A 22,260-nucleotide genomic window follows, 5' to 3' on the forward strand; every position below is an offset into this window, starting at 1 on the left:
TGTTCGGAAGGTTGTCGGGTGAACGTGGGCGATGCCGGGCCTTGCGGCCGTGCGGTCTACCGGTACACGCCGATGACCACGCGGTTCGGTTGCGTGAGCGTGAATGCGGAGTAGCGCGTCGATGGGCCGAGCGAGAGCGCGAACTCGGCACGCCCTTCGAATCCGTCCACGACCTGAACCCCCTTGACTGCGGGAAGGCCGAACGGCTGAACGTCTGGCGACTTGTACGTGGGGTTGCCGGCGGAGTCGTAGAAGTGGGCGAGGAAGAGCTTGAGGAACAGGTAGGAGGTGGCGCGGACCGTCATGTACTGCGTCGTGTCGGCAGGCGTGTGGTAGGAACCCGTCGTGCTCGTCCAGGACGAGACCTCCGGCAGAGTCCTCTCGCCGAGGTCGAGCACGACGCGATCGCGGCCCGGGTGAGCAGCCGCACGCACCCCCAGGGTGCATGTGTCGCTACTGGAAGCCTCTGTCCGCGCCTCGGCCGCTGATGCGGCGGGTGCGGCTGGGCACGCGAGAAGAGCCGCGGCTGTCAGTGGAGTGAAGGCTCGCAACTGGGAACGTCGCGTAAATCTCATAGCGTCAGGTCTCCGGTTCCTTATACGGAGGACGGGAGCGGACCGTTCAAGCCAAGGCGATTCGCCTCATCTTCGGATAGTCACCTCCCCTAGATTGACCAAAAACGACAGTTAATCGGCTCGTTTCATCAATAATCCACCACCCCTCTCCGGCCGGAAAGACATATCGGAAAGAGGAATGTAAAAACCCATGCAGTGGGACCGCATATGCGGTATTAGTACTCTAAAGCGGACCCTCGAGGCGGAGGGCTGGATTCCCTATATGGCCCGATGGATTCCAGCCGCTTCGTCTCATTTTTCGGACACCGTTCTTGTGGCTCACAGACAGGGCAAGAATCCAGCCAGGCCCAACGAGAGGAAAGATTGCAACCTGGCCCCCACCTTATGCATCTGAGATCTTTACCTGCCGTGTCGATCGGTGGCATGGCTGAAAAGATACTGCTTGGCGTGGGACTCAAACAGGAACAAGGAACTCCATGGACGGCACCTTCTCGCCATTTCTCTGCCGGTCCAGACCGCTGCACTGCCCGTACGCCTATCGTTGCGATGCTCAGAAGGAGCGGCGACACAGGGACACCAGCACAGTTGAGGAATCGAGCGGCGAGCCGATGAACGCCGACGACGACCTGCCACAGCGCGCACGGTGTCACAAGGATTCGTCCGTCACAAAAGCTGCTCTGCAGCATGCCGAAATCGGCAAGCGCATCGCAGGGTCCAGCGAGGACGCTGTCGGCATCCGCACCACTGTCGGCAAGGCTCATTCTGACCGACCACCACACTAGGCACCCGGAAACCAGGCCCGTCGGGACGCCCCGATAGTGCCAGGCACGCCCCTCGACACGGTCACGTCATGACCGTGACCTCGCCTGGCACAGGTGCCCACCTCTGCACAGGGTGAGGCGTCCGCACCTTATGAGTCGCCAAGGAGAGCGCAGTTGAGATTACTCCGAAAGAAACGAGCGCCCCTGATAGCAGTGACTGTCGGAGCGCTACTGGCTGGACTTCCCTATGCCTCGGCCTGGGCACAACCCGTAGCCGCCGACCCGTCGACGCCCGCCACCATCGCGACCCCGGCGACGGACCGTGTGCCGGCGTCAGATCGCGCTGAGGTCCTCGGCCCGAACTGGAAGAATTCCACGGACGTCGCCTGGACCTCCACGGGTGACGCCCAGGGTTTCCACCTGCTGACGGCGACAGAACAGAGCGGCTACGCCTGGAAGACGCTCGCGTCACTCGCCGAACCCGGCTTCGACGTCGACCAGTGGATCGGCAACGCCTGCGTCACCGGATCCGGCAAGCGCGCCGTCGTCGTCTACGCCCCGCGCACCTTCACCAACGACCCCCGCCTGATGGCCCGCGGCGGCTTCACCGCCATCGTGGATCTCACCACCGGCGCTGTCACCAAGCTGAAGCTCAACGCTTCGCTGTCGTACTACAACCCCGGCTGTGGGGCCGGAGAGGAAGCGGTCCTCACACAGTCTCCCGGCGAGGACAAGAGGCAGACCCGACTCTTCCGGGTCGACGCCGCCACAGGCCAGGTCAGTGATCCGGTCGTCGTCGACGGCCAGATCACCTCGTCTGTACCCGTCGGCAACGGCAGGATCGCCGCCGCTTCCGGACGCGCCCTCGTCGAGATCGACAACAGGGGCGTAAAGAAGCAGCTCGCAACCACAAGTACCGTCCCCTACCGCATCAGCAAGGACGCGGACGGCGGCTACGTTTTCCTGGAGCGCGTCCAGCGCGGCAGCCTCCAGAACAAGGAGACCGCGCTCGTCCGCCGGTGGGCCGACAAAAAGGTCACACAGCTCGGTCACGGCCCCCTCGCTGACACCGGCCTCACGCGGGTCGGCGGGCAGGTCTACCTGACCGGTGACGTCACCGCCGAGGCCGGTGTCAGCCTGCCGCGGTCGGTCACGCGACTGGACGGGGTCGACAAGGACGCCACCCTGTCCACCATGGGCGCCGCGATCGTCCAGCACACCGTCTGGGCCGACGGCAAAGGTTCTCCGAAGTACCTCCAGCCACAGGAGGTCACCGACGCGCGCCCGGTGAAGATCGACACCACTGTGCGCGACACCGGCAAGAACATCGGCTTCACCGTCAGGCCGATTGCGGTCATCTCCGACGGGTGGGAATCCTCCCGCGCACCGTCGCCGCTACTCAGGACCCGAAAGAACGCGGGTGCCGACACCGACGACGATGGCCCGAGCGCCCAGAGCGCCGGTCTACGTTCCCTCGACGCCACGACCGCCTCGTCCACCACATCCGGGTCCAGCAGCGAGCTTGTCGAATCGGAGCGCATCTGTTCCGTGCCCCGCAACGACCCGCGCAACCAGGCTATGCAGCCCAAGCCCCGCCAGGTGGAGTGGGCCGTCGACAAGGCCATCACCGGCAAACTCGACATCGGCGCCTCACGCCCTGCGAACTGGAAGAACCTGGGCATGCCCGCGTACTCCCCGCAGGCACTCTTCCCGAACCCCATCCTCGAAGGCGGCGGCCGTGTCCCCGCGCAGGTGTTCCTCGGCATCACCGCGCAGGAGTCGAACATGTGGCAAGCCTCCCGCTCGGCCGTCCCCGGCGTAACCGGCAACCCACTGATCGGAAACTACTACGGCGTCGACTACTACGACGGCAACTCGGACAACGACTGGAACGTCAACTGGTCCGCCGGCGACTGCGGCTACGGCGTCGCCCAGGTCACCGACCACATGCGTCTCGCCGGCCGTGAGCATGGCAAGGGCGGGGCCGCCTGGGACTACCAGATGCAGCGTGCCGTCGCCCTCGACTACGCGACGAACGTCGCCGCCGGCCTCCGCATCCTGGTCGAGAAGTGGAACCAGACCAAGCGTGCCGGCCTCGTCGTCCACGACGGCAATCCCGCCAAGCTGGAGAACTGGTTCTTCGCCCTCTGGGCCTACAACTCCGGGTTCTACGAGAACGTCAACGCCAACGAGCCCTGGGGCGTCGGCTGGGCCAACAACCCTGCCAATCCCGAATGGGACGCCGGCCGCCTGCCCTTCATGGAAGACCGCCTCGGCAACGAAGACGCCTCCGCCGCCGCGCGCCCGCAGCACTGGCCGTACCCCGAGAAGGTCCTCGGCTTCGCCGCGCACCCGCCGTCCTTCCTGGAGTCACCAGGCGTCATGGTGGCCGCGTTCCGCGCCGCCTGGTGGAACGGCACCACCGAGGACGCCACCATCCAGGGATCAGCCAAGTGGAACCGAGCCCGCGTGAAGCCGCCGGAAGACCTCTTCTGCGGCGTCTACAACTGGTGCGAGCCGTCCAAAATCTCCGATGGCGCCTCCAACGATCCGGGCGCAGGACCCTGCACCCGCGCCGACCACAAGTGCTGGTTCCACCTGCCCGTCCAATGGAAGAACGACTGCTCCTATTCCTGCGGCAACGAACTTTTCCGCTTCACCTCGCCGAACTACGACACCGAGCAGGCCGACGGCACCGCCTACCCACCCAACTGCACCCGCGATGGCCTGCCCTCCGGTGCACTCATCGTCGACGACGTTCCCACCGGTACCCCATCCATCCGACCAGCCTGCGACAACAGCAAATGGACCAACTCTGGAACCTTCACTGCCGACTTTCCGGGTGAATCGGGCATCGCGCACGACAAGACCGCCTCGACGGTCTACCCAGGAAAAATCGACCTTCATCAGCTGGGCGCGGGCTTCGGCGGCCACTTCTACTTCGGCCACACCCGAGACGACGACGCCAAGGGCAACCGCCTCAACTTCACCGGCACCTGGGCCTTGAACCAACCACGCACCGGCTGGATGCGCGTCCTCGTGCACCTGCCCGACCACGGCGCGCACACCCAACAGGCGCGCTACGACATTGATACCGGCAGCGGCTCATTCTCTCGCCACCGATACGTCAACCAGAAGCGCGGGACCAACGGCTGGATGTCCCTCGGCGCGTTCCAGATGAACGGCGTGCCCCGGGTGCGGCTCACCACAGAGACCGAAGACGGGACCGGAGACGACGATGTCGCCTTCGACGCCGTCGCCTTCCAGCCACTGCCGGGCAAGCCCCAGCAGGTCGTCCAGATGGGCGACTCATACTCCTCTGGTGAGGGAGCCGGCTCGTACGCCAAGGACTCCGACAACGACATCAACAACACCTCACGCTGGAACGCCTGCCGCCGAAGCAACGACTCCTGGGCCCGCAAGACAACTCTCCCGGGACGCTCCGCATCAATCGGCACTCTCGCCGACAACTTCTCCGCAGAGCTAGAGTTCCAGAACGTCTCCTGCTCCGGAGCACGCTCCTGGCAGCTGATGACAGGGCACGCCGTCGACAAGGACGGCAACGAGACCTGGGGGACTGATGGCAACTTCCATGAGCGGTTCCAGGTCGATTCCGGCGTGCTCAGCAGTGACACGGACCTCGTGACACTCACCATCGGTGGCAACGACGCAGGCTTCCCTCAGGTCATGCAGTACTGCGCCACCATCGCCTGCCCGCCAGAAGAGGACGTCCAGCGGGGCATCGACGGTGCCATGCCCGGGGTCGAGTCCGCCCTGCGACGCATCAACTCCGAGACGGGCGGCCACGCGAAGATCCTCCTCCTCAGCTATCCGCAGCTCTTCAACGACAAATCGCTCACCTGCTTCAGCAGTATCGGCGTCATCGGCGGCACAGACAGAACCCGGATCAACAAGAACGCCGTCTACATGGAGGCCAAGCAACGGGCGGTCGCCGACAAGCTCAGGGCGGAGGGTCTGCCCGTCTTCTTCGAATCCGCCGACGCGGACTTTCAGGGGCGGCGAGCCTGCGATGACCCCGAGGGCATCCACAGGACGGTAGCTGCGGGGCAGGGACCCGGCGACTTCACATGCTCACCCACCAACCCCGGCCCGTGGACCTGGTGCGTCAGCCGTGAGAGCTACCATCCCAACAGCACGGGTACTTCCGCCTACTCCGCGGCCTTCGGCCGCGCGGTGAGCAATCTCCCCTAGTAGCGACAGGATCCCTGTGAGAACAGAGCGAAAAGGAAGGACCGCGCTCTGGGCGAAGGCCCTGGGCGCGGTCCTGCTCGCTGCGGTCGTGGCACTCATCGCTGCGTTCGCCGTCAGCGGACGCAGCGAGGCCGACCGCGAGCACGACGCCTTCGAGGCGACTCAGAAGGACGCCCGGCTCTTCGCTGCCCGCCTCCTCACCAACAAGGGCCGCACCCCGACCGACCAGGACATCCGGGACGCCCTTGACGAGACACCCGGCTTCGGGGTCCTCGTGGAGACACGCCCCACAACAGACGGCACCCGGCTCCTGGTCCAGTTCTCCCGCCCGTACGAACGGAGCCTGGTCCTCTTCGGTCCGGCCGACACCATGGCCACCCGTTGCTTCACCATCGACCTGCCGTCCACCGGTCCCTCCGGACCCCGGGTCAAGGCCCACAGGCCGAAGGAACCTTGCGGGACCGTGGCTGGCTCCACCTCGAGCTGACGAGACCGGCGGCTGAAGCCGATCACGTCCTGCGGGCAGCCGTAGCTGCCCGCAGGACGAATTCGGTCCATGAGGAGACTGGGACGACGAACTGCCGGCTGTCTCACAGCCCAGCGCGCCGTCGACCAAGCGGGCCCCTCTGGTTGACTGCCCGTCAGAAGCAGGGCGCACTGCCACCTTCTTCGGCCCCCGGCCGATACGCCCAGAACAATCAGCTAGCGTTAATTCTTACCCACTCCTTCCAGGAAAGCGGGATGCCGAGTTCCGCCGCATCCACGTCAGCCACACCGTGCTGATTCGGCCGTCCTGCCGATGGAATCCGGTCATGCAGGCGCTCTCGCCGCGAGATCGAAGTAATGTTCCAAAAGCTGATCCGATGCCGCCTCACCCATCAGCACCAGGAATCAGAGAAAGATGAATCGAGGTTCCCCTTGCCCAGACGGAGAGTATTAGGAGCATCCGCTTCCGCGGCCGCGGCGCTGGCTGCAGTGATCATTCCGGCCTCGCCAGCCAACGCCTACACCACCTACACCGACGATCAGTGCAGCTCGTCCACGCGCTGCCTGGCCATCTTCTTCAACAGCCTGCAGAACAGCGGAGTCTTCAGGAGTCCTTGTTTCATCACCAACAAGACCGAGGACTCGCACCTCGGCTATGACTACCTGACCTCCTCAGGGATGCAGCAGGTCCGGTACCAGTTCAATTACGGGTACGGTTTCGGGTTCGACGAACCACTGCCGAACAGCAGTAAGTGTGAGGGGGCGGATCCCGGATCCGGTTGGAGCGTGAAGAACAACGCCGCTGGAGCCTCCAACGGAGACACCCGCTCCCACCGGATCTTCTACTACAGCAACCAGCAGGGGACGTACCAGACCATCGAGGTCGGCAGCAACGAAAACCTGATCTCCGCCCTGAAGAATGAGAACGCAAGCAGTGCGAGGCTGTGATGACCATGAGACACCCCTGGATCCTTTCACTCCCAGCCGCCTCCCTTGCAGTAATGCTGGCAGGCTGCGGGCAGCAGACGAACGACGCCCCGCCGGCCCAGAAGACGCCCGCGCCCGCGGCTGACCCCGCGCAGCCGGGACCCAAGGTATTCCGCGAGAACTGGCCGGACAAGGTGCCCACGCGCGGCCTCGCCAAGGGACTGGCACTGCCCCTTGAGGCGTATATGCCCTCCTACGCCGACGAAATCGCCGTTCAGCAGGCGAGGGACACCGCAGAGATCGCCTGCATGCGACGCTACGGATTCGACAATTGGCGTACCGAGGACCTCGGCACCGCGCCTCCGCTCGCCGCCAACGCCTCCAACATGCCCCGCAGGTACGGACTGACCGACCTCGCCGAGGCCAAGGAATACGGCTACCGACCCCCGCACCCCGGCCGGGAGAGCACCCCGCCGCCGGAGCTCGACGCCCCTGACGCCGTCACGGTTCTCCAGGGCCGCCAAGGAGACGGAGCGGTCACCTCCTTCAAGGGCAAAGCCCTTCCTGAAGGAGGATGCACCGGCGAGGTCGACCGCAAGGTCGGCACCCTCGACGCAAACCTGGTCGAGCGCCTCAGCGCAGAGAGCTTCGAGCGCTCCCAGAAGACCACCGCCGTGAAGGCAGCCATGGGCCAGTGGTCCTTGTGTATGAAGGACCGCGGCTATCAGGTCAACGATGTCTGGGACACAGAAAAACTGCACTCGCCCGCCGCCGACACCGCTAGTTCCGAGGAGATCGAGCTCGCGACAGCCGACGTCGAATGCAAGACCACGACGAACCTCGTCAAGGTCTGGTTCGATGAAGAGACCACCATCCAGAAGCAGCTCATCAAGAAAAACGAGTCGAATCTCGACAAAGCCCGTTCCCGAAAAGACAGCACCCTTTCCGCCGCATCGGTAATCAACACCGCCGCTCACTGAGCTCTTTCAGAGCGGCCACTGATCGGGTGACAGCTGCATCTGTCAGGGTCGGCTCCTGTCGCAGCTCAGAAGTCGGGTCAACCGGGGAGAGCTGTTCACCCGCTGGGGTGGCCGCTGAAGAAGCTCACTAAGGATCTTCAGCGTCGTCTCTCGAGGGTGAGGACGGCCTTGGCGATTGACGTGAGCCGGTTCGGGCTGATCCGCGCTTTGCGGAAGATCCGCCAGGCCTTGAGGCGGGCGAAGGCTCGCTCGACGGGGAAGCGGAGCCGTGCGTGTGCTCGGTTGACGGCTGCCTGTCTGGTGGTGAGGGGCCGTCCGAGGTGGCGTTTGAACGGGACCTGGAACGTGCCGCCGGCTCCGGCGTAGGCCTTGTCGGCCAGCACCGGGATCCGCAGTCGCTCACAGATCGTAACGATTCGATGGGTGCGGGCGGCGGTGATGTCGACCGTACGACCCGGCAACGCCGGCGAGTACCAGATCAACCCGCCCGCGGGATCGGTGACGACCTGGATGTTCACTCCGTGCCGTCGGGCCTTGCCCGAGTAGTCCCGTTCGTGGTCGCCGACCCGGTCGCACTCGGCGATGGTGCCGTCCACCAGGACGTACTCGGGACGTGTGCGACGGAGCGCCTGCGTGAGGGACGGTGCCCTGGAGGCGAGGAGTTTGATCACGCTCTGTACGTAGGCGTGGGCAGTGCCCTCGCTGATCCGGAAACCCGCGGCGAGCTTCGCGTAGGTGGTGTGCTCGCGCAGGTAGACCAGGGTGATGATCGCGCGTTGCGAAGGTCGCAGCTTGCACCGGCGATCACCTTCACGGGTGACGATCAGCATCGTGACCCACTCCACGAGCGCGTGCGGCAGGTCGAGTGCGGCAGGATAGATGACCAACGAGGCCTCCGGTCGCAGCGGTTGAGACGTCAGACATCTCGAACCACTGCCCGAAGGCCTCGTCTGCTATCCACCTTTGGCCGTCACCCGATCGGTGACCACTCTGAAGAAGCTCACTGAGCCTCTTTCATCCTGGGGTTCCGAGAATGAAGATCAAGAGCATCGCTGTAGGTCAGCAGCGCTCGAGAGATCGGACCGCGGTCAGGATGGAAGAGGATCACTGTCCCGCGAGCCGCTGCTCTTATTTTCCAGGGTCTTCTTCTGGAGCTATGGCCATCGATGTCACCATATTTACACGTACCTCGGTATCGGGATCACTCGCAGCCATTATTCAGGAAAGAGCTGAAATGCGTCGTTCTATCGCGTCACTCGCCGTTCTCGCCACGACCATGGCAGGGATCATAGGCTTAGCTCCGAGTGCACCGGCAGGAGACTGCGATTGATTGACGCCGGTCAGATCAAGACCGGGACAACAGTGCACAAGACTCCCGTCGCAAGGTTTGAACAGCCATCGCAAGAAGACTATAGCGCTACGACAGAAGGAATCCGCATGTCAAAAATGCGAGCAATTCTCACGGCAGTGATTCTTTCAATCACGACCACGGCAGCCTTCGCGGGAAATGCCGCCGCAGGAAGCTACAACGGCGTGTGTGAGAGCTCAAACGGTGGGGAGGTGTGCCTATACAACACTACCAACTTCACTGGTGCAGTATATGACACCCTCTACAGCAAGTCGGAGTACACCGGCACCTACTACGGCACTAACACCCCAATTGACAATACCGTAAGCTCGACGTGGAACCGTGACCCCGATACATTGGTCACGTTCTACGGGATGCCGAACTACACCGGAGGGGCCATAGGCCAGGCGGGCGGCTACAAGCACAGCTGGGAATTCATGGGCTTCAATAACGTGTTTTCCTCGCACTGTTTCGAGAGTAATCCCTCCTGCCCCAATTAGGGCTGCCATAAATCTCTTTCCGTCTTAGGTACAGGCTTTGGAGGTTGAGCTGGAAATGCGGTGAAGCCCCTGGTGGATGGCCCTTCGGCCGCCTTCTCCACCAGGGGGCTTCATGTGCTCGCCAGCCGATCCGGCATCAGCAATTCAGAGCTACCTTATATTTCCTTTCCCAGGAGTGGCGGCGCCAACGTCGTCCCATCGGCCCTCTTTAGGGGTGCCTGCGCCCCGCCTGCCAGGGCCTCCCGCATACCCGACTGAGGGTGGATGGAATACCCTCACATCTAAGTCGCGGCCGGACACGGTGGCAGAACCCCGATCACTCGTCACTGCGCGCCCGAAGCGGTCGATCTTCTTGGTGCCGGCTCCCTTCCGGTCGACGCTGAACGCGCCGGGCTAAGCGCCATTGGAGCACTTGGCGGCAAGGTCCATACTCCGTGCCGAGGGTGATAGATACCGCTCTCCATCAATGAACTCTTTCAGCTTGGGGTTGCATGGGGGGGCTGCTCCACGCCGCTGCCCTGTAGCGCTTCATGGACCCTGTCACCCGGCCGGCGGCCACTCTGAAAGAGCGCAGTCAGTAGGCCAGTGAGCCGGACCTGCGTGAAAAGGCCGGCGCACTCGTTGAGCAGGCCATGGCGACCTCAAGCCCCCCACTCCTGTGGAGTGCCGTTTGGATACCTGCTCCCGCTTGCGGTTTCCTCACCCTGAATCTAACCACCTAGACCAATGATGGTAGACACACATGGCCAACACAAGGAACAATCTTGCTGCACTTGCTATTTCCTGCTTCACAGTTGCTGGATGCGCAAGCAGTGAAGGTTCCTTCCAGGGAGCCAAGGGAACGCTTGAAGTAACTCGCGATCTGTCTTATTACACGGGGCGCGAGATAAATCTTCCACTTGATTCCTATGTGCTAACTCGATCCCAGCGCGGCGATTTCGAAGAAGCAGTGTATGAAATTGCGAGTGAATGCATGAGAAGTTTTGGCCTCAAATGGCCACGCCCTACCCAGGAGAAATCCCTCGCAGCAGAAAACTCGCGACGCTATGGTGTAATCGATCTCCGTCAGGCGGAAAAGTTTGGATACAGAGTTCCACTCCCAAATGGAATGGATTCCGAAGAGGCTTCGAGGATCGCGCGAGATAACACCGAAAGGACTAGGAGGCTACCCCAGGAAGTGCGTAACGTTTACACCGGCGAAGGCGTAGATGTTCTCAAAGGAAGAGTAGTTCCACGTGGCGGATGCCGAGGTAGCGCATACGCAAAACTGGGGCTTCCCCCGGAGGGATTTGATTCCACAACTATCGACATAATGCGCTATGGAGCATGGGACAGGGCGCGAAATAGCAGGATCGTAATTGACGCCGTCACACGCTGGAGCACCTGCATGAACAAGGCAGGGTACCAGTACAAGACCCTCGAGGAAGCGGTGGGCGACTCCGCCTGGCAACGGGAGAAAGATCCGTCCGAAAGGGAGATCGCAACGGCTATCGCCGACATTGGATGCAAGAGTGAAGTCATGCTGGCCGAGAAATGGCACGCCGTTGAGGTCGAGAATCAAAAGGCCCTACTTCGAGATAAAGCGAATATACTCAAGGGAAGTAAAAGGAAGATAGAAATTCTAATGAATAATATCTCCCGGATACATTCCGGGGTGTAATGACGCGATGGAATGTGAATAACGGTTTATGGCGTCTATAAAAAGGATGAGCTGTACTCACCAGTCGCTGGCTGAGCACTTTTCCAGCGTGAGGGACAGATTTCCGCGAGGGCGTCGTATGGATTGCGCGCAATAGAGAGCCCGGCGTCACGCTGGACCGGATCATCGCCGAATTCGGCGTCCACCCGATCACGCTATCGAAGTGGCTGCGCCGTGCCGAAACTGATGAGGGGGCCAAGCTCGCGCCGGTGTCGGGGGAGTCGGCCGAGCTGCGCGAAGCCTGGAAGCGGATCCGACTGCTGGAGCAGGAGAACGAGGTACTCAGAGCTCGTAACACGATCTTGTTTGGGTCTTCTTGAGGTGTCTCCAGCAGATGAGGCTGCAGGCGAGGGAGACGAAGGCGTCGTGGAGTTCGGTGCGGCGTTCCCAGCGAACGGCGAGGCGCTTGAACTGATGGAGCAGGGCGAAGGTCTGCTCGACGACGTAGCGGAGCTTGCCCAGCCCTTTGATGCTCGGTGAGCCCTTGCGGGAGATGACCGGCAGGGTCCGGCGTTTGCGCAGTTCGCGGCGGTTGGGGTTGGAGTCGTAGCCCTTGTCTCCGAGGAGGGCCTCGGAGTGCCGCTGGCGTGGGCCGGCGACGGACGGGACGCCGTCGACCAGGGCGAGGGTCTGGGTGACGTCGTTGACGTTGGCGGCGGTGGTGATGACCTTCAGCGGGGTGCCGCGTCCGTCGCAGATCAGGTGATGATTGCTGCCCGTCTTCCGCCGGTCGACCGGCGACGGGCCGGTGTCGGCTCCCCCTTTTTTCGCACGGACGCGGGAACCGTCGACACATGCTCGGGACCAGTCCAGCTCACCGGCCGCATGTAGCCTGGCGAGCAGGACACGGTGCAGTTGGTCGAAGACTCCGGCCCGCTGCCAGCGCTCGAGACGCCGCCAGCAGGTCTGGCCAGAACCGAAACCCAACTCAAGGGTGATGTCGTTGTACAGGACGTAGAGGATGCCCTGTCGGCACAGCCGGTCCGGCACGGGCCGTGGACCGGGAGCCTTCTCGGGCCAGCGCGGCAGGAGCGACTCGATCAGCGCCCACAGGCCATCGTCCACGATCCACGGCTGGGTAGTCACACCATCCCGAACGGCCGAATCGACACACCAGACACAGCCAACCAGGACAGTTCAACAAGATCCTGTTACGAACTCTTGGAGAACAGGGCCGACTTGCTGCCGCCGCGCCAGGTTGTGTGCCAGGCGTACGCCGACTTCCGCGGAACCCGTAACCTGCGGGCCACCTCCGGCGCCCGCAGTTCCTGCCCGAACATCTCCGCGGCTTCAAAGCGCACCACTTCACGCTTCGCCCGCCCCCGCGGCAGTCAGCCCGCTGCCATCCACGTACCTCATGACGAGGATGTAGCACCGCCAACGCCGACTGTCACCCCACCCTTTCAACCTCAACGGTAAGGACCATCCATGAGAGGTGTCGCGTGGCTTCGTCACGAAGCTGGAGTACGCGAAGCGTCAGTTGTCTCGGAGGCTGCGCCGATCAGTTCCGGCCGATTCGCATCCATTCCGGGTCTGCGATCTCACGAAAGCGTTGGATAGTGCCAAGCCGGGCTACTCTCCGGGAGTTGGTCGGGGAGAGAGGCGCGCGGAGATGCGTAGTGGAGTCAAACTGGCGATCGTCGGAGGGGCCTTCCTCGTCGTTGCGAGCGGCGTGGGGTACGGGGGGTACAACCTCTGGAACGGAGTCACTGGGGGTTCTCCATCGAAGAATGAGGTCGAGCAGCGGCAGACGGGACCAGTTACCTCCGAGGAGGTGACCGGAACGGCGAAGGAGTTCCTGGCGGCGTGGGCAAGCGGCGAGCCAGAACGGGCCGCGCAGTTGACCAACAACCCAGTAGAAGCAGGCCCCGCGCTGCTCGCCTACCGGGAGGGCGCCATGATCGCGAGCGTCGACATCGTGCCGGGCAGCCCTGAAGGGGCCACGGTACCGTTCACGGTGCGCGCCACCGTCTCGTACGAGGGACACACCAAGGCATGGTCGTATGTCTCGAAGCTGACTGTGGTGCGCGGGCTGACCACGGGGCGACCGCTAGTGGACTGGAAGCCAACCGTGGTGCACCCGAAGCTGAGTAAGGGGGCGACCCTGCGGACCGGCGATGCGAAGGTGGCTGCGCTTGCTGTTGTGGACCGTGACGGTGTCGAGTTGACGCAGGAGAAGTATCCTTCACTCGGACCAATCCTGGATGAGCTGCGCAAACGGTACGGCACGCGAGTCGGAGGAGAACCCGGGATCGAGACCTGGATCGACTCCGGGTCGGAAGCGGTGACGGACACCACACTGCTGACGCTCAGCGAGGGCGTGAAGGGACGCCTGGAGACGACCATCGACCCGGCTGTGCAGGCGGCGGCAGAGCAGGCGGTCAAGCGGTACGGGAACGCCTCGGTCGTCGCAGTACAGCCTTCAACGGGAGCGATACGGGCAGTCGCCAACAGCCCTGCCAGCGGTAACAACACCGCGTTCCTCGGCCGCCTCGCCCCTGGCTCCACCCTCAAGATAGTGACAGCCGCGCTGCTCCTAGAGAAAGGCCTAGTCACGGCAGACGACCCGGCCGAGTGCCCGAAGACTGCCATGTACTACGGGCGGACCTTCCAGAATCTTGACGGCTTCGAGCTTGGCGCCGTCCCGTTCAAGAGGAGTTTTACCCGCTCTTGCAACACTGCCTTCATCAAGAAGATCGACGATGTCCATGACGATGCAGCCCTCGGCAAGGAAGCTCGTGAGGTGTTCGGCATAGGCAAAGAATGGAAGACCGGTATCGCATCCTTCGACGGGAGGATCCCGGCGGAAGTCGGCGGCGAGGCAGCCGCGCAGTACATCGGCCAAGGCACAGTTCAGATGAACCCGCTCACTGTGGCCTCGATCACCGCCACCGCTAAAGCTGGCGCGTTCAAGCAGCCCTATCTCACCTCCCCGGGCCTCGACGACCGCGTCGTTGCCACTGCTGATCGTCCCTTGGATAAGGCGGTGGCCAGACAGTTGCGCGACATGATGCGAGACACTGCAACCAGCGGAACGGCCGCGAATGCGATGGCCCCAGTCGGCGGCGACAAGGGGGCGAAGACCGGTTCTGCCGAGGTCGACGGACAGCCTGACCCCAACAGCTGGTTCGCAGGCTTCTCCGATGATCTTGCGGCGGCCGCTGTTGTGTTGTCGGGCGGACATGGCGGTGACGCAGCCGGACCCGTCGTGGCGCAGGTGCTGCGTGCAGGGTGAAACCCCGTCAACCCGGAAACGCTGTGGAACTGGGTCCGGGCGGCCGGCGTGGGCCGGCCGGGGACGCAGGGCGGGGGTGCTGGCCGAGCCCCCACGCCGTTGGAGGCCGAGAACGCCGCTCTAACGAGTTGGTGCGTGATAGCGGGTGGGCATGCTCTGCTGGTGAAAAGCATGGTGGACCGTTCGGTCCTGGCGCATCCGTTGTTCACAGGTGTCTCGAGGAGTCATCTGTCTTCGCTGGTCGCGGAGTTGGCAGGGCCGTGGGTGGCCGGGGTCGAAGGCCGCCGGCACCAGGCTCGAGGCGGGGCCAGGAAGCGGGCGCCGGGAGCGGGTGCCCGCCATCGGCTGGTGTTCGTGGACCGGCTTGTCGCCACGCTCATCCACCTGCGTCACGACCTCCCGCACACGGTCCTGGCCCTCCTTTACGAAGTGGACCGTTCCACCATGACCCGTGCGGTCGGTGAGGTGCGCCGTCTGCTGGCCGGGAGAGGATTTGCCGTCCCCAAGCGGCCCGGGCTGCGACTGCGGACCCTGGAAGACGTCTTCGTCTACGCCCAGGCCGAAGGGGTCCTGTTGCGGCTGGACGCCACCGAGGTCCAGGTTCGCAGGCCCACCGCGAGCCGGGGCGGACGGCGGGCGTTCGTGTCGGGCAAGAAGAAGCAGAACACGATGAAGGCCACCGTCATCGCCGACCACCACGGCCGTACCCTGTGGACCGACGCCCTGCGGCCAGGCCGCATGCACGACGCCACCGCCGCCCGCACGGCCGGCATCGCCAGTTGCTTCCATACCTTCGACCTGGTCCAGGTCCTCCTCGATGACGGCTACCTCGGCCTGAGCAGAGACCATCGCGGCAAGGCCCTCACTCAGCCGCGCAAGCTACGGCCGGGCGCAACACTTCCCTTCCTCGAACACAACGAACGCCAGCGACACGAGCACTCCTCACAACGGATCACCGTCGAACACGCCCTCGCCGACCACAAGCGCTGGAAGCAGCTCCAGCGCTGGATCCACCGTCGCGACCGCCTCCCCGATACCTACCGCGCTATCGCCGGCCTCGTCTCCGACCGCAACACCACCACCTGACGGACGCCGTGAACAGGGCGAACACGCCTCGCCCGCTATCACGCACCAACTCGTAAGAAGTCGTCTCACGTGGTGCGAACCTCACATGCCGAGCTCTGGCCCGTATACCTCGCGGGTGTGTTCTCCCGGTCCTGTGGGCAGGTACTCGAGCCGGATGGGGCCGGGGTAAGAGGTCGCGCTGTCCCAGCCGGTCATCTCCTCGCCGATCAGGTAGCGGTACAGCCACTCGGCGAAGGTCATGGGGTGGCCGGCCCATTCCCCTTCTTCCCCTCGTACCACGACGCCGTCGGGAAATCCGTGGACCTCTGGGGCAAGGAAGATGGCGGCTCCTTGGTCTGTGCTGGCGAGTGGGATGAGCCCGTCGGGGGTGCCGAAGGTGATCTGTGGGCGGTTGCAGATCACGCGGGGGTCCTCGTCGGGCTCCAGGTCGTGGGACTCCCACCGGCTCTCCGCCCAGACCTTCGAGGTCGACCGGATCTCCTCGCCCAGCTCCCGCCATGCGCAAGCCGGATGAGATGAGAGGTAGAGGTGGCCGTTGAGCTGGACGGGTGCGTAGGCGTCGACGAACGCCTTGTAGTCCGTGGGGAGCTCTCTGCCGAGTTCCTGCTCCAGGCGGAGCCACGCGGCAGGATCGGCATATCGGCTCTCCGCCGGGCCGAGCATGTCGAAGACGGCCTGCAGGTAGTCGGTCATGGTTCCTCGAAGATGCTGTCGGGCAACGTCTCCGACAGCATCGACCACATCTCATGGCCCCGGTCAGCCGGGGCCCTCGTTGTGAGGGCATGGAGATGATGCAGCGGCTGGTGCCGGACAAGTTGTCCAGGGGGCTGGTCTCCTGGACAACAGACGGACGGCTGGAGAACTACGAGAGGCCGTGCCCGGGACCAGGTGGGTAGGTACTCGTTGAGGAGAACCGAGGGTGTCCTCGGGCCAGGCCATCGGGCAGAGCTGGAGGTCATCCTGCCGCGGCATGCCGCTGCGGCGTCGCCCAGAAACATCGGAAAGGAGGAGTTCGGTGAGAGAGCAGAACTCGGTGCTGGCGAATATGGGAGCGGCTACCTGGTCGGCGGAGGACGGAACGGCCTACGAGGTGGCTCTCGAAGGCATCAACCACGTGGTCGGAGCCTACTCGGGCCGGATCCGGGAGGCGCGTGCTGCGGGCGACAGTGAAGGGGTCCGCGTCTTCCTTCAGGAGCGGACAGCCTGGAGCCAGAAGCGCCGCTCGCTCAGCCCGGTGGACCGCAGAACGGTCGACGCACTCACCGCGGAGGCGGCCGAGGTGCTGGCGAGTCTCCGTGGTGGCGCCCGGTGACGGACGTCGACAGGACCAGGTACGCCCTGCCCGAGGAGGAGAACGAGCGCATCTTCCGCGAGGAGATCGTTCCCGACACTCTCGCAGGGACCCCGCAGGAACAGCCGCGGGTCGTGATCGTGTCAGGGTAGACCGGCGCGGGGAAGACCGCGATCACGTCCCTCGTGACGACGGCTCTGGCGGCACGAGGGGAGCCGGTGAACATCAACCTGGACACCTACAAGCCCTATCACCCGCTCTTCGACGAGTTCATGGTGGCGGACGACAACACGGCCGGCGCGTACACCAGCATCGACGGGCACAAGTGGATGGAGAAGGCCGAGGCCTACGCCATCGAGCAGGGCTTCGACGTCGTGATGGAGTCGGCGATGCGGGCGCCGAGGGACTTCGAGGAGCCCGCCGCTCGCTTCCGGGCCGCAGGCGCCCGCGTGGAGGTTCCGATCGTTGCGGTTCCCGAAGCCACGAGCCGAAAGGGCGCGCTGGACCGTCAGATTCAGCAGGTCCAGGTGTTCGGCATCGGGTGCAAGATCAACCACGAGATTCATGACGCGTGCTACCACGGCGTGGTCCGGGGCTCCGGACAGATCGACGAGCAGCGGCTGGCTCACGCTGCCTTCGTGATGAGGAGGGATGCGACCGTCGTCTACGGCAACTACCTCGATCCCCAGGGGCAGTGGGCGCGGAAACCGGACAATCCGGGCGTGATGGTGAGGGAACGTGACCGGCTCTGAAGCGAGCAGGAGTCCCTGGTCTTCGCCTACAGCATGGAGCAGACATTGCAGCAGATTGAGACCCTGCCGATCTCGATGCGGGCGGAGGTCCGGCGCGAGATCGGCGAGATCGCCACTCTCGCCCGTCCCCTGGTCCATGCCGCTGCGGACCCCTTGCTGAGGCGCTCGCTCGGTCCTTTGTGGCCGACTGCGCCAGCTCCGCAGGTTCGGGCGGTTACGGCACGAAGTCGATCCATGACCGCGGCCCGGAAGCCATCTGGAGCTCCAGCCCCTCAGGCGCCCAGGACACCGGAAGCCGGTGCCCACCGGCGCCAGGGACGCGGGCGCTGAACAGTTCGGTCTCGCATGACATGAGGGGACAGCCCCAGCCTTGGGCACGGGGGTGTCCCCCTCGGAGGAGGTTGTCAGGGTTCCTCGGTGCTGACCAAGCCAGCCGTCTTCTTTCCCTCCGAAGGTATTCACGAAGGTACCTATCGGTGCATACTCGGGAACATGGCAGACACCACAGTGAAGGTCAGCACCGAGACCAAGAACAGGCTGGCCGCCGTCGCGGCCGCGCACGGCGTGAGCCTGCGCGCCTTCCTGGCGAGCCTGGCCGACCAGGAGGAGAACCACCTGCGGCTGACCCAGGCGACCGCGGAGTTCCGCGAGGTCACCCGTCGACCGGGCATCGCCGAGGCGTTCGACGCCGCGTTCCCCGACGACGCCCCGGCTCCCCGGGACACTGCCCGCCAGGCGGCCTGACCTTGGAGCTGCACGTCGACCTCCGATGGCTCCTCGACCGCCAGGAGGACCTGCTCGGCAAGGACCTCGGAGTCCGCGACTGGTCCGGCCTCGTGGCCGCCGTCGCCCGCCACAAGGTCAACACCCCCGGCCTCGACGCCGGCGAGCCGGACGCCTACTGGCGCGCCGCCGCGCTGCTCGATGCCCTCGTACTGCTTCGCCCCCTACCTGCCCGCAACGCCTTCTTCGCGTACGGCGTGGCCGTGGCCTACATCCGCGCCTCTGGCCAAAGCGTCGATGACGCCTTCGAGCCATGGGAAACCCTAGTCCGCGACATCCGAGGGCTCCGGCTGTCCGTGTACGACATTGCGGACCGGCTGCGGTCCATGCAGCCCGGGACGTAACGGAACCGGTCGCGAGTAGTCGGCGTACAGAAAATGCCGCTGAGGGTGGCGGTGGGGCGTTCAGTTTGTTGGACGGCCCGTACAGGGTGGTCGAGGGCTGGCAGGCTGGGCGGGATGAAGGGTGACTGGCTGGGGAAGTTCCGGCGGGAGCGGCATGTCCTGGCCCAGGTGCGCAGGGCCGCCTGGCGGTTGGAGCAGGCGGAGCGGGAGCGGGTCTGGGCGTTGGTGGCAGCCAGGGTGGAGGGGGTGTCGGTGCGGAAGGCCGCGGAGGCGGCCGGGCTGTCGCCCAGCCGGGTGCATCAGCTGACGAAGGACGCCGACCTGGATGCCTTGGACGTCGTGCTGGGCGGGCTCCGAGCGGCGGCCTGGGCCAGCACCGGAGGACCCGGAGAACAGCGACGACGAGGAGCTCTCCGGCCGCGCGAGCGTCGCCGAGCGGCTGGTGGACGAGGTGGGATGGATCCGGCAGTGCGCCGACTGGATCGACCACCTGGACCGCGAGTCCTACCCGCCCGTCGCCGACCTCTGCCCCGAGGCCGACTTCCCCGACCGTGCGAACGTTGTGGTGGACTCCGCCCGGATCTCCGCGATCCTGCGCCGAATCGCCTTCGACGTGGACGAACTCGGCCGCGCCTGGAACGTACGACCTGACCGGCGTCTGTGTCGGCGACGACCCGCGGGCCGAGCGCCGCCGTCGGCTCGCCGAGTTGGACCTGGAGTACGCCGAGTTCACCCGCAGGAAGAACTTGCCGTGGCACTCCACCCAGCAGGGTGAGGCGCCCCAGGCCGCCTCACCCTGCTGGGTGGAGTGCCACGGCAAGACGGACCAGGACCCGTACACCGCGTACAACCCATTCCGTCCCCGGCGCGTCTGATCCGGCGCCACCCGCATTCCCGACGTCCGTCACCCGTCCGGCGACCGCTGGTACGCAGCCTCTCCCGTCTGGAGCCGTCCCGCCATGAGCACGCCCCCGCCCCCGACGGAAGCACCGTCCTGGCCGCACTGCGCCCATGGCGCCGACCCGGTCACCGATCCCGTCGGTTGCCGCGGCATCCACGTCCCAGGGCACACCGCCTGCCTTGCCCACCTGAACGACACCGACCGCACCGCGTACCTGACTGGTTTGGCACCGGGCGCCGACATCGACCACCGCGGCACCCCCTTCACTGAAATCCTCCTCGACCAGCTCTTGGCCGCCCTCACTGACCTCTCCACCCCGCACCCCCACTTCGGCACCGCCCGGTTCGAGAGGGCGCAGTTCTCCGGCGACGCCCGGTTCGACTGGGCACGGTTCTCCGGGGTCGCCCGGTTCGGCGGGGCGCAGTTCTCCGGGATCGCAGCGTTCGACAGCGCGCGATTCCCCCGCGGCGCCCGGTTCGACAAGGCACAGTTCTCGGGGGTCGCCCGGTTCGGCGGGGCCCGGTTCTTCGGCGTCGCCTGGTTCAGCAAGGCGCAGTTCTCCGGCGACGCCCGGTTCGACGAGGCCCAGTTCTCCGGCATCGCCTGGTTCCGCGGGACGCAGTTCTCCCGCGTCGCCCGGTTCGAAGGGGCGCAGTTCTCCGGCAACGCTGAGTTCCGCGAGGCGCAGTTCTTGACGGCCGGGAAGTGGGGGCCTCTGGTGTGTGACGAGAGGGTGGATCTGTCGGGTGCGGTGTTCGGGGCACCGGTGACATTGGAAATCGCTGCGAACCGGGTGTCGTGTGTGCGGACGCGCTGGGAATCGACGGCCACGGTGCGGGTGCGGCGGGCCAAGGTGGATCTCGGCTACGCGGTATGGACAGCCCCTGTCGCCCTCACCGCCCATCCCGCCCCCTTCACCGACCGCAGTGGTGCGCCTGTGGACGAGAGCCTGCTGACCGGCCCCGACCGGGTGCGGGTCACCTCGGTGCAGGGTGTGGACGCCGCGCACCTGGTCCTGACCGACACCGACCTGTCCGACTGCCTGTTCTCCGGCGCCTTCCACCTCGACCAGCTCCGCCTGGAGGGCCGCACCATCCTCGCCCCCACCCCCACCGGCTTCCACCGCCGAGGCATAGCCCCGATCCACTGGACCCGCCGGCGGACCCTGGCCGAGGAACACCACTGGCGCGCACAGACTGCCGGACAGCCACCCGTCCCCGCCGGCACTCCGCCAGAGCCCCGCCGGTGGCGTACCGGCCCGCACCACCCCGACCCCGCCCGCACACCTGACCCCGACGATGTCGCCGCCTTGTACCGGCAGCTGCGCAAGGCGTTCGAGGACGGCAAGAACGAGCCTGGCGCGGCGGACTTCTACTACGGCGAGTGCGAGATGCGCCGCCACGATCGCACCGGCACCCCGACAGCCGAACGCCGCCTGCTGTGGGCATACTGGGTGCTCTCCGGCTACGGCCTACGAGCCTCGCGTGCCCTGGGCTGGCTCGCCGCTGCCATGCTCACCACGATTCTGCTGCTGATGGCCTTCGGCCTGCCCGCCTCCTCTCCGAAGCAGGAGGCCACCGGCACCGTCCCGGCTGGCGGCGGCACCGTCACCTTCGTCATCGACAAGCAGGACCCGAAGAACCCCGTGAAGGACCGGTTCAGCACCAAACGCTTTGACAAGGCCCTGAGCGTCACCCTGAACTCGGTGGTGTTCCGTTCCAGCGGACAGGACCTCACCACCGCCGGCACCTACATCGAGATGACCTCCCGCATCCTCGAACCCGCCCTCCTCGCCCTCGCCGTCCTCGCCATCCGCGGACGCATCAAACGCTGACCGGCCCGACCCGAGAAACTGTTCGGCAAACTGAACACCCACCCGCTGTCCACCGAACCCTTACTCCCCGCGGCCGTATCTAGACCAACGAGCGCAGGGTCCGGAACAGCCCTTCGTGCTCCGTCCCCGAGGCCCGAGGAGGAAGCGGTGGGCCCGGCCTTTCAGGCCGGGCCCACCGCCGAAGGTACCGGCGTCGGAGCTATCGACTTCGTCCGCGCCCGGTCTCGGGCCCGTCCGGCCGCCGTCGGTGCGGCTGCTGCCCGGAGCTGGCGTCCTGGACCGGGCCGCGCTTCGCCTGGTCCGGCTTCCGGGTGACGGTGGTGCTGCGGGACCGCGCGGCCGACGCGGACGGCCGGGCCGCCGGCGGGGTGAGGCGCTGGGCGTCGGCGGGCAGCAGAATCGGGGCCGCGCTCTGCTCGATCCGGGCCATCCGTTCCGGCCACTCCCCGCCGAGCCCGCTGCTGGCCTCGCGCAGCCGCAGTTGGGTATCCACGAACCCCATGCTCTCCGCAGCCGCCAGGGGGCGGGTGCGTTCGGTCTCCACCG

20 protein-coding genes and 2 pseudogenes are annotated in these 22,260 nt (G+C 65.3%); 16 read left to right on the top strand and 6 right to left on the bottom strand.

The genetic code is table 11. The features are described from left to right. Nucleotides 1-56 precede the first annotated feature (56 nt). A complete protein-coding gene (locus IE326_RS19910; protein WP_434093740.1) occupies nucleotides 57-575 on the bottom strand; it encodes an AMIN-like domain-containing (lipo)protein in 519 nt (172 codons plus the stop codon). A gap of 476 nt (nucleotides 576-1,051) precedes the next feature. Between IE326_RS19910 and IE326_RS19915 the strand changes: the two genes are divergently transcribed. The 5 genes from IE326_RS19915 to IE326_RS19935 all read left to right on the top strand — a co-directional run bounded on the left by IE326_RS19915 (nucleotide 1,052) and on the right by IE326_RS19935 (nucleotide 7,941). After that, complete coding sequence (locus IE326_RS19915; protein WP_190042451.1) at nucleotides 1,052-1,357, top strand: hypothetical protein; 306 nt, start codon at nucleotides 1,052-1,054, stop codon at nucleotides 1,355-1,357. 192 nt (nucleotides 1,358-1,549) lie between these two features. After that, nucleotides 1,550-5,548: a golvesin C-terminal-like domain-containing protein gene (locus IE326_RS19920; RefSeq protein ID WP_190042452.1), complete on the top strand. Its 3,999-nt coding sequence runs from the start codon at nucleotides 1,550-1,552 to the stop codon at nucleotides 5,546-5,548. A gap of 88 nt (nucleotides 5,549-5,636) precedes the next feature. Then, nucleotides 5,637-6,035 (top strand): hypothetical protein, encoded by a 399-nt coding sequence (locus IE326_RS19925; protein ID WP_190042453.1) that lies wholly within the window; start codon nucleotides 5,637-5,639, stop codon nucleotides 6,033-6,035. Between the two features lie 488 nt (nucleotides 6,036-6,523). Then, nucleotides 6,524-6,982, top strand: coding sequence for a hypothetical protein (locus IE326_RS19930; protein ID WP_190042454.1), 459 nt, complete (start codon nucleotides 6,524-6,526; stop codon nucleotides 6,980-6,982). 53 nt (nucleotides 6,983-7,035) lie between these two features. Beyond that, complete coding sequence (locus IE326_RS19935) at nucleotides 7,036-7,941, top strand: hypothetical protein (protein WP_190042455.1); 906 nt, start codon at nucleotides 7,036-7,038, stop codon at nucleotides 7,939-7,941. A 137-nt stretch (nucleotides 7,942-8,078) separates the two neighbouring features. Here the strand turns inward: IE326_RS19935 and IE326_RS19940 are convergent, their stop codons facing one another. Beyond that, the gene (locus IE326_RS19940; protein WP_190041439.1) at nucleotides 8,079-8,828 is read right to left on the bottom strand and encodes a transposase family protein; all 750 of its coding nucleotides are present in this window, start codon (nucleotides 8,826-8,828) and stop codon (nucleotides 8,079-8,081) included. 550 nt (nucleotides 8,829-9,378) lie between these two features. Between IE326_RS19940 and IE326_RS19945 the strand changes: the two genes are divergently transcribed. Both IE326_RS19945 and IE326_RS19950 read left to right on the top strand, forming a co-directional pair. Further along, the gene (locus IE326_RS19945; RefSeq protein WP_190042456.1) at nucleotides 9,379-9,789 is read left to right on the top strand and encodes a peptidase inhibitor family I36 protein; all 411 of its coding nucleotides are present in this window, start codon (nucleotides 9,379-9,381) and stop codon (nucleotides 9,787-9,789) included. 742 nt (nucleotides 9,790-10,531) lie between these two features. Next, the gene (locus IE326_RS19950; RefSeq protein WP_190042457.1) at nucleotides 10,532-11,449 is read left to right on the top strand and encodes a hypothetical protein; all 918 of its coding nucleotides are present in this window, start codon (nucleotides 10,532-10,534) and stop codon (nucleotides 11,447-11,449) included. Between the two features lie 321 nt (nucleotides 11,450-11,770). Here the strand turns inward: IE326_RS19950 and IE326_RS19960 are convergent, their stop codons facing one another. Both IE326_RS19960 and IE326_RS42035 read right to left on the bottom strand, forming a co-directional pair. Further along, entirely contained in the window at nucleotides 11,771-12,574 is an 804-nt protein-coding gene (locus IE326_RS19960; protein WP_190042458.1) for an IS5 family transposase, read from the bottom strand. A 74-nt stretch (nucleotides 12,575-12,648) separates the two neighbouring features. Further along, nucleotides 12,649-12,847: pseudogene (locus IE326_RS42035) on the bottom strand (helix-turn-helix domain-containing protein); the annotation flags it as partial. Nucleotides 12,848-13,100: 253 nt separating this feature from the next. Here IE326_RS42035 and IE326_RS19965 point away from each other — a divergent pair. Together IE326_RS19965 and IE326_RS19970 are read left to right on the top strand one after the other, a co-directional pair. Continuing rightward, on the top strand, nucleotides 13,101-14,723 hold the full coding sequence (locus IE326_RS19965; RefSeq protein ID WP_190042459.1) for a penicillin-binding transpeptidase domain-containing protein: 1,623 nt from the start codon (nucleotides 13,101-13,103) through the stop codon (nucleotides 14,721-14,723). Nucleotides 14,724-14,894: 171 nt separating this feature from the next. Continuing rightward, nucleotides 14,895-15,809: a transposase family protein gene (locus IE326_RS19970; RefSeq protein WP_190043426.1), complete on the top strand. Its 915-nt coding sequence runs from the start codon at nucleotides 14,895-14,897 to the stop codon at nucleotides 15,807-15,809. Nucleotides 15,810-15,890: 81 nt separating this feature from the next. On the opposite strand, the gene IE326_RS19975 is transcribed toward IE326_RS19970, so the two are convergent. Further along, nucleotides 15,891-16,502, bottom strand: a complete 612-nt coding sequence (locus IE326_RS19975; protein ID WP_190042460.1) for an SMI1/KNR4 family protein — start codon at nucleotides 16,500-16,502, stop codon at nucleotides 15,891-15,893. A 322-nt stretch (nucleotides 16,503-16,824) separates the two neighbouring features. Here IE326_RS19975 and IE326_RS19980 point away from each other — a divergent pair, with 322 nt between their 5' ends. The 7 genes and pseudogenes from IE326_RS19980 (at nucleotide 16,825) to IE326_RS20005 (ending at nucleotide 21,714) form a co-directional block, all read left to right on the top strand. Beyond that, complete coding sequence (locus IE326_RS19980) at nucleotides 16,825-17,121, top strand: hypothetical protein (protein ID WP_190042461.1); 297 nt, start codon at nucleotides 16,825-16,827, stop codon at nucleotides 17,119-17,121. Next, nucleotides 17,118-17,252 carry a hypothetical protein gene (locus IE326_RS41500; RefSeq protein ID WP_268983030.1) on the top strand — a complete coding sequence of 45 codons (135 nt, stop codon included), beginning with the start codon at nucleotides 17,118-17,120 and terminating at the stop codon, nucleotides 17,250-17,252. The genes IE326_RS19980 and IE326_RS41500 overlap by 4 nt, the downstream gene beginning before the upstream one ends. Before the next feature lie 12 nt (nucleotides 17,253-17,264). Further along, nucleotides 17,265-17,852: pseudogene (locus tag IE326_RS19985) on the top strand (zeta toxin family protein); the annotation flags it as partial. Between the two features lie 492 nt (nucleotides 17,853-18,344). Beyond that, entirely contained in the window at nucleotides 18,345-18,596 is a 252-nt protein-coding gene (locus IE326_RS19990) for an antitoxin MazE7 (protein ID WP_190042463.1), read from the top strand. 2 nt (nucleotides 18,597-18,598) lie between these two features. Beyond that, on the top strand, nucleotides 18,599-18,979 hold the full coding sequence (locus IE326_RS19995) for a toxin Doc (RefSeq protein WP_190042464.1): 381 nt from the start codon (nucleotides 18,599-18,601) through the stop codon (nucleotides 18,977-18,979). Between the two features lie 325 nt (nucleotides 18,980-19,304). Continuing rightward, the gene (locus IE326_RS20000) at nucleotides 19,305-19,754 is read left to right on the top strand and encodes a hypothetical protein (RefSeq protein ID WP_190042465.1); all 450 of its coding nucleotides are present in this window, start codon (nucleotides 19,305-19,307) and stop codon (nucleotides 19,752-19,754) included. Nucleotides 19,755-19,938: 184 nt separating this feature from the next. Further along, the gene (locus IE326_RS20005) at nucleotides 19,939-21,714 is read left to right on the top strand and encodes a pentapeptide repeat-containing protein (RefSeq protein WP_190042466.1); all 1,776 of its coding nucleotides are present in this window, start codon (nucleotides 19,939-19,941) and stop codon (nucleotides 21,712-21,714) included. Between the two features lie 199 nt (nucleotides 21,715-21,913). Here IE326_RS20005 and IE326_RS40765 read toward each other — a convergent pair whose 3' ends face one another. Then, nucleotides 21,914-22,207 carry a hypothetical protein gene (locus IE326_RS40765; protein ID WP_229915518.1) on the bottom strand — a complete coding sequence of 98 codons (294 nt, stop codon included), beginning with the start codon at nucleotides 22,205-22,207 and terminating at the stop codon, nucleotides 21,914-21,916. Nucleotides 22,208-22,260: the final 53 nt, after the last annotated feature.

This window comes from Streptomyces filamentosus (assembly GCF_014654895.1).
GTDB classification, from domain to species: Bacteria; Actinomycetota; Actinomycetes; order Streptomycetales; family Streptomycetaceae; genus Streptomyces; species Streptomyces filamentosus.

Coding starts and splice junctions, on each gene's coding strand:
- IE326_RS19965 (WP_190042459.1), top strand. CDS start 13,101: ATGCGTAGTGGAGTCAAACTGGCGATCGTCGGAGGGGCCTTCCTCGTC.
- IE326_RS19975 (WP_190042460.1), bottom strand. CDS start 16,502: ATGACCGACTACCTGCAGGCCGTCTTCGACATGCTCGGCCCGGCGGAG.
- IE326_RS20005 (WP_190042466.1), top strand. CDS start 19,939: ATGAGCACGCCCCCGCCCCCGACGGAAGCACCGTCCTGGCCGCACTGC.
- IE326_RS19915 (WP_190042451.1), top strand. CDS start 1,052: ATGGACGGCACCTTCTCGCCATTTCTCTGCCGGTCCAGACCGCTGCAC.
- IE326_RS19945 (WP_190042456.1), top strand. CDS start 9,379: ATGTCAAAAATGCGAGCAATTCTCACGGCAGTGATTCTTTCAATCACG.
- IE326_RS19935 (WP_190042455.1), top strand. CDS start 7,036: ATGCTGGCAGGCTGCGGGCAGCAGACGAACGACGCCCCGCCGGCCCAG.
- IE326_RS19970 (WP_190043426.1), top strand. CDS start 14,895: ATGGTGGACCGTTCGGTCCTGGCGCATCCGTTGTTCACAGGTGTCTCG.
- IE326_RS20000 (WP_190042465.1), top strand. CDS start 19,305: ATGCCTTGGACGTCGTGCTGGGCGGGCTCCGAGCGGCGGCCTGGGCCA.
- IE326_RS19950 (WP_190042457.1), top strand. CDS start 10,532: ATGGCCAACACAAGGAACAATCTTGCTGCACTTGCTATTTCCTGCTTC.
- IE326_RS19910 (WP_434093740.1), bottom strand. CDS start 575: ATGAGATTTACGCGACGTTCCCAGTTGCGAGCCTTCACTCCACTGACA.
- IE326_RS19990 (WP_190042463.1), top strand. CDS start 18,345: ATGGCAGACACCACAGTGAAGGTCAGCACCGAGACCAAGAACAGGCTG.